The sequence below is a fragment of the Microcoleus sp. MON2_D5 genome, assembly GCF_036701905.1.
Taxonomy (GTDB): Bacteria; Cyanobacteriota; Cyanobacteriia; order Cyanobacteriales; family Microcoleaceae; genus Microcoleus.
The window spans coordinates 23,723-30,770 of record NZ_JAUBRM010000076.1; the positions used below are offsets into that span (position 1 = coordinate 23,723).

The window sequence follows — 7,048 nt, forward strand, 5'->3', positions numbered from 1 at the left end:
TATCTATCCTTTAATTTCAGTAATTAGATTTCGCAGTTTAGCCAATCCATCTTCAATAGCTCTATGGCAAGATTCTACTGTTGCACCACCAGACACTTCTAATTCCTCAATTCGGTTATTAACCTCGATTAGAGAATTATCAAGAAAATTGTTAGTGTTTCCCAGAAATTCCGAACCCTCAATCATTGCTTTTTGATGATTTTCACTGACATCTTTAAGCAGCTTGCTCGGTTTACTATCTGGGTTATCTTTCTCAGCTTGCACGCGCTTCATTGTTCCCAAATAGCTAGAAAGCTTAACACTATTAAACTGTTCCAACACAGATTTTAGCTCATCGACACTCTTTCTGCCTCCTCGAAATACACCAGCTTCTTGCGAGCTATCGATCGCCCGCTTTACTAAATCGGTAACATCTTTTTTCTTGATGTCTTCCCCTAATTCAGCTACTAGAGAATTGTAAACACCAAGTTGACGATCGCACTCTTCTTGAATTGCTTTTTCTAGCAATTCGTCCGCAGCTTGACGCGCTTTATCAATTTCGGGAAACCTCTCTCGAACATCAGCCGGAATTTCACATTGAGGTTGCCAAGATTTGCTAACCTGTTTCAAAGGTTCCAAAATTTGAACAGTATCAATAATTTGAAATCTCGGAGAGCTACCTTTTGTGCAAGCTGTGCGACTGGTAACAATTTCTAGTAAAGCCTCGCGGTGTTTTTGTAAGCTAGTAAATAGCTTTTTCCAAGTAGCTGAACGATTTTCTAAATCTTTTGCTTCTAAATCGAGAAACAAACTATTAATCAAATGTTCAATCGAATCTGTAGGATGTCCGGCCATTGTTGCTGCGATCGCCAGTAGTTCAACTGCCGCAGGGACAGGGTTCCAGGGTTCCCCAGACTCGCGGGGATACAGGCGAATTTGCTCTAGGACATATTGACTCCATTTTTCCAGTTGTTTGGCGTAGGTGCGGAAGTAGCGATCGCCATCGGGGAACTTCCAATGCTTGTAATGATTGTATTGTAAAATGGCTTGGAAGGCGATCGCGCTTTCTCGAAACTCATCAGGATCGTCAGGAGTAAGAGGAAGAGATAATTTAACTCCAGAAATCGTCTCCCTCGTCACTTTTGGACTAAAAAAAGTAATATTCCTGCTTTTAAAATATGTCGTCCCACTACCAGCAAAACTCCCCTTAAGTAGCATTTCCGCATCCCATTCTATCCGATAGCCGATAGCTGAATAAATCAACGGTCGCAGTTCTCCACCGATATCTTGCGGAAAAATTTCTTGGTTATTCCAGCGATCGAGAATTTGCAGTTGATTCGTCAGCTTTTCAGGAACTTTTTCAGTTTGAGAGTGCGCCTCAACTTGATAATTATTAACCGATTTTCTAGACTCTTTAGCCTGCGAAACAGATGGTGAAACTTTGGTCGGCTGCACATTCACTCCCAGCGCCGGAATATCAAATGCAGAGTGAATTTCTGGATGCAAATCATAAAGCTCGTTACTATCAGTCCACCAATCGAGGAGAGTTTGGCGGCGATCGTAATTTTGTTGGTCTTTGGCTTTAATATCTGCCTGAACCATTGCACTCAGTCGCATCTTGCCAAAATGTTCCCGCAGAGAAATAGCAGGAAAATCTCCATGCTGAAGATCGGAAATAGAATTTTCTAGCGTCCACTTAAGAACATCTTTAATCAAAATCCGAGGTTTAAAAGTTTCCGGGTTGACTCTGGAAAGCATCTGCTCTAAGGCTTCAGGCGTGAAGGGATATAAACCAAAACCATCCGCTTCTCCAAAACCTGCATGACAAGCTAGTTTGTGTTCGCATTCATTGCAAGCACTAGGTAGAGATTCTCGATCCGAACCTTCGCGATTGCGAGAGTCAGCCCACCAATTTTGAATTGTTTTATCCTCCAAACGCACGGCGTTGAGATATCGACCCACAAATTGTTTGATATCTGCATAATTCACTAAAGATTGTTCGCCAACTGTGCCAAGGTCAAGATTAACGCTAAAAGTAATCCGCTGTTTTACAGTATCTAACCTCAGACCATCAAAATAGCCCGTAGTACAAGCTAGCGCCGTTCGCATCGCGCACAAAGGTTTGCCTCTGGGTTGTTGCGGCGGCGCTAAAACTGCTTCTAAAACTTCGCGATCGATGCCTTGAAATTTGACAAAATCTTCAATCAGCAAAACTAACTCTATTCCTTGCTCTGCTAGAGTTTCACGAACTTCGCGCATTAATCTTTGCAAATCTTCACGACCAAGGCTTAATACCTGCGCGATCGCTTGAGGGAGATGGCTGTTTAACCAATCTACGGCGGCTTTTTGAATTTCGTCATTGCTGTATAGTTCTCTATAAAAATCTCTAGCTCTTTCCCCAGCTTTTTGAAGGTATCGAATATCAAGGGGCAAGTCCTTTAATGAGAACTGTAGCCGTTCGTTAACGATTTCGACCTTATCTTGGTTTCCAAGAGTATGAATAACTAATTGATGGATGATACCACCCTGTTCTAGCCAGTATTGCCGAAAAAATGGATCGTACAAAAAAGAGTCAATAGCGTCAACAAGGTATTCTTCCACTTCCGAAAGTTTAACCCGATCGCCCCGACCATTTGGGCCAACAGCAGCCGCAAGCTGATTCAGAAGTTGTTCCCGCGCTTGGGCTTCTGTCAAGCTGCTAGTGGCTCGATTTAAACGCTGCCGGTATTCATCAAAACTTGCTCCTTCCATCCCTTCTAATATTAAACTGATAATATCTTTGAGATTCGTGCCAATTCTAGGAATCAGCAAAACTCGGCGCTTCTGGGTCGATGCAATATTCGCAGCTAGCCAGCGAATCAGGTGAGATTTTCCCGTCCCGGAACTTCCTAACACTGGCACGAAAGCGAAATCTTGTTCAGCGAGAAAGTCTTTCAGAAATTCTGACTCGCTGTAGGTAACTCGCGAAGGTGCTTCGATCAGTTCCTGGCGGTACATGGCAATTGGATGGTGAGTTGCCAGAAATATACTATCTGGAGTTTGGGTAGCCTCCACACCCATCATCACGCGGCGAACGCGATCGACATCCCAGCAAACAAATTTTGTAAATGTCATAGTTCTACTCCTGTCAAAATAATATGAGAAAATCCTTCTTCATTTCCTACCCCGGGAAAGATGAATAAATCGGCATCAGACTCTTTTACAAGCTTGACGCAACCATCATCCTGAAGGCGAAATAAAGCAAAAGCCGTGCTAGTTGATAAGTGATTTGGTAAGCGATCACCAATTTTTTCTTCTACCTGTTCTCGAAATTTTCCAGTTTCAAACAGAGGACATTTTTTAGCTAGGCGATCGAGAAAATCTCGAATTGAAAGTTTAGCTTTTGCTTCTCCTTGAAATAAATCCTTTAAATTTCGTCTGAGATAAGCAGTTGGCTCAGCCACAACAAGTCTTTTGTTTGAAGCAGTTGGCTCAGCAACAACAAGTTTTTTGTTTAACTCTAAAGCATGACCCCAAGCAAACCCTAAATAACACATCCAGTCCGCGAGTTGACCGAACAGACTATCGCTGGATATTTTCAAATCTAAAGACTCAGCAACTCCCTGCTCTGCGACAAGCTTTTCTACTTTTTCCCATGTATCGGGAGCATCATAAATATCCTGTGCTAAATACCATGCTATTAAGCGACCTAAATCTTCTTCATCTTCGTTATCAGAAGCGAAAAATAGCTGTACCAGCGTATCCGGTAACAACTTATCGCCAGTTTGAGGATGTCTAGATGCTTCTGGAAGATTAAAATTTATAGCAATCTCCTCGTTTTCTTCGATTAATAAACCGCACTTGATACTTTCTCGCAGTGCAGCATCAAACATCGGATGTTCCGCACCTTTGTTTCTCCCTTCTGACAATTTATCGGGAGAAAGCAGGCTAGTGAGTTTTCCCCTTTTTTCACACTGTTTGGGGGCTTGAAGCAAATATCTAAATATGCCTCGCATTCGGCTAGGAGCAGCCAAAGCAGTTTTTAATACGCTCATAAACTAACCTCCCTGCAAAAGTGGTCAAACATAAAAGATTTCCCAGAAAAAATATCAATCAGCTTGCGGTCATCGCGGCTCGGATCGGGTGTATCGACAGGAAGCACGATAATCAGCGGAGCTTGAGAAGTTCTGTTGAGTGACAGATAGTTGTGAGGGATAGCCTTTCCTGGTGGATGAAAGATTAGGGTGGGAATGCGCGGCATCAGAATGGGTTGGTATTTTTCAAACAAAAATAGAAAAGCATCTGGGATTAGATTTGGTTCTTTAATCAATGTACTATAAAATTCGCGACTAACAACTAAATTCCTAATTCCTTGCTCCCTCAACCATTGAAAAACTTGAGGGCTTTTACGTTTCCAACTTTTCTCCTCCATAGATTCATAGAAAATCAGCATTAATTTATCTCCTGCTAGCAATCGTTCTAGTTCTTTACCTACAAAAAGTTTAGGGTTTTGCCATACAGATATCGGCGCGGGCATAATTCCTGCAAATAGCGAGTCCCTATTTTTTCTGCAAATCGGACATCCGCCGCAAGCACGAGAAACTATCACCTGCTTTCTCGGTTCTGGTATTGCACGGGTGGGTATTGTGTAAGCTTCAGCTAAGATTTCCGAAATACAACGTTTTGGTCGTAAAGCCTCGCGCATCAATTCCAAGTTTTTATAGCTCCTGTTTTGGCGTTGTTTGCGAATTGGTTCTACTTTATGTTCCCACGTTTGGGCATTCAGATGCGATTCATCTCGAATACGAATAAAGCGGGATTCTCGGTACAGTTTCCAATCTTTTTGATAAGCGTCGTTCGATTCAAAATTTTTTCTTAGCGGCGGTTCATCCGCATCCATTTCGATTAAACCAGCCTGACTCATCAGCGTTAAAGTGCAGATGTTCCACTCCTGATTCTTTTTGCTTTTCATATCAATATCTGCTAGTTGTAAAGATGGAGGAATATTGACGGGAACGCGAAACCGACGATCGGGAAGAATTGTTTTCTTGAAAAACATACTGTCCCACCGCTCTAAACCCCGTTCGATAGTAATTGCAGAATTTTTATTAAGATACTTGGCAATTTCTAGGTCTTCAGTGGTATGCAATGTGAGCGAGATTGCTGCCTTGCCATCTCGACCTCCTCGACCGACTTCTTGATAGAAACGATCGATAGTTTCTGGGATGCAGGCATGAATTACGGCTCGAACATCGGACTGATCCACGCCCAATCCGAAAGCCGAAGTAGCAACGACTATATCAACTCGTCTCTCGCGGAAGTCTTCAATCAGTTGAGAGCGTTCTAGCGAGCTCGATTCTCCCGTCATAATGGCACACCGCTTGAATCCAGCACGCAACAAATCCTGTTTCCATCGCCTCACATCTTGGCGTTTTGTGGCGTAAACAATCAGAGGGCGAGGGAGATGATAAACAGCTTCAATTAGTCGCTCTTTTCTGATTTCTTCACTTTCACACAAAGCAAACCAGTAAGAGGGTTCTGGTCGCAACTGCACGGCAGATATCACTTGAAACGGGCCGGGTTTGCCGAATAAAGTTTCTAGGGTATCTAAACAGGATTCTGTTAAGGTTGCAGTCAGCAATAAAGTCGTAAAAGAAGTTAAACGCAACAAGTCTCTTCGCAAGCCGGGAAGTTCTTGGAATTCTGGGCGAAATTCATCGCCCCACTGCTCGACGATATGAGCTTCATCTATTACGAAATACTTCAACATTTCTGATTGTGCGGCTTCGTAAATAGCAGGTGCAAGGGAACTCATCAAGCTTTCGGGTGAGGTGAAAACGATTCGCTGAGTGCCGTCGCGAATGCGATCGCAAATTTCCTTCCGTCTCTGTTGTCCTTCCCCAGACTCATCGCCATAATAAGCAGTCGCATGGTTCACAAAAGGTTTTAAAGCTCGTTCCTGGTCAAGGGCTAGTGCTGTAGTTGGCACAACAATGACACTAACACCAGCATTTTGCGATCGCAAAAGCGCTGGCAATTGAGCGCAGAGACTTTTTCCCGAACCCGTAGGCAGATTAATCACAAGTGTCGCACTCTCAGGAGCAGTCAAAACAGCACGAATTGCTTCGCGTTGCCCTACACTCCGATATTTCTTCCAATCCACCAATTCCAGAAACGGATCTCCCGCTACATCTACGTATTCTCGGCGAGTTTCCTCTTTAAATACGGGGTTGTCTGGATGATATTGTTCGGAAAAATCCAGCCAATTTGGTTGCCAAGGATCAGCGCTAATTAAATAGTAATCGGAACCTTCACCCAAAATATTGATACCGCTTTGCCGCCAAATTTCGCGATTCGGGAAAGAAGAAGTCCGAGGTACTTTTATGGTTTGGGGCATTCCGCCCTGTAGCTCATCTTCCCGCCGCAGTAGGTGACGCACTAAAGCAGCAATATCTCCTTTTTTTGGCGCGTCAGGAGTTCCCACAGCAGCCAAAGCCTCAAGCAAACGCCTTTGACAAGCTTCTGAAAACTGACTTGTATCAGCAGGGAGATTACCTGTTTGTAGAATGTCTCTGAACTCTTGGAATGAATCAGCCATCACTCATCCCCCTCTTCCAGAAATTGAACGGGAACTCGCCCAGAAACAATGATGAATCCTACAGAATCAAGCTTGATTCTGGGATGGCGAATTCCTTCTAAAATAGCTTGAGTTAAAGCAGTTTCTGTGTTGACTTCTTGCGCTAATAATGAATGCGAAGTTTGTTGGCTTTGAGCTAAGCGGTTAAGACGCAGGTGCAGTTGAGCAAGTCTTTTTCCTAGTTTCTGTTCGGCAATTTCAGCCTGTTGTTCGCAGAGTTCGATGAAAGAAGTGCGCTCGCCCAACAATGTTTCAGAAGTCCGACGCGCCTGATGACAAAATTCTTGCCAATTACTAGCATCAATAAACTCATTCAGAATCGGCAATCGACTTTTCGCCAAGTTGTAATCTCGGCATGGATGACTGCTTTTACCTTTATATAGCAATTCCATTTGAGATGTAAATATGAATTTCTATGGTAAAATAGGAAACTTTGATAATAAATGAAAGGGG

The 7,048-nt window shown here is 43.2% G+C and carries 4 protein-coding genes; all 4 read right to left on the minus strand.

Annotation, left to right across the window (positions count from 1 at the left end; genetic code table 11):
* Positions 1-3 precede the first annotated feature (3 nt).
* The 4 genes from dpdH to QUA47_RS23575 are packed head-to-tail and all read right to left on the minus strand — an operon-like array spanning position 4 to position 6,936.
* Entirely contained in the window at positions 4-3,093 is a 3,090-nt protein-coding gene (gene dpdH, locus QUA47_RS23560; RefSeq protein WP_333432534.1) for a protein DpdH, read from the minus strand.
* Positions 3,090-4,013 (minus strand): protein DpdG, encoded by a 924-nt coding sequence (dpdG, locus tag QUA47_RS23565; protein ID WP_333432535.1) that lies wholly within the window; start codon positions 4,011-4,013, stop codon positions 3,090-3,092. Before dpdG ends, dpdH begins: the two co-directional genes overlap by 4 nt.
* A complete protein-coding gene (gene dpdF, locus QUA47_RS23570) occupies positions 4,010-6,556 on the minus strand; it encodes a protein DpdF (protein WP_333432536.1) in 2,547 nt (848 codons plus the stop codon). The genes dpdG and dpdF overlap by 4 nt, the downstream gene beginning before the upstream one ends.
* Positions 6,556-6,936 carry a hypothetical protein gene (locus tag QUA47_RS23575; RefSeq protein ID WP_333432537.1) on the minus strand — a complete coding sequence of 127 codons (381 nt, stop codon included), beginning with the start codon at positions 6,934-6,936 and terminating at the stop codon, positions 6,556-6,558. Before QUA47_RS23575 ends, dpdF begins: the two co-directional genes overlap by 1 nt.
* Between the last annotated feature and the right edge of the window lie 112 nt (positions 6,937-7,048).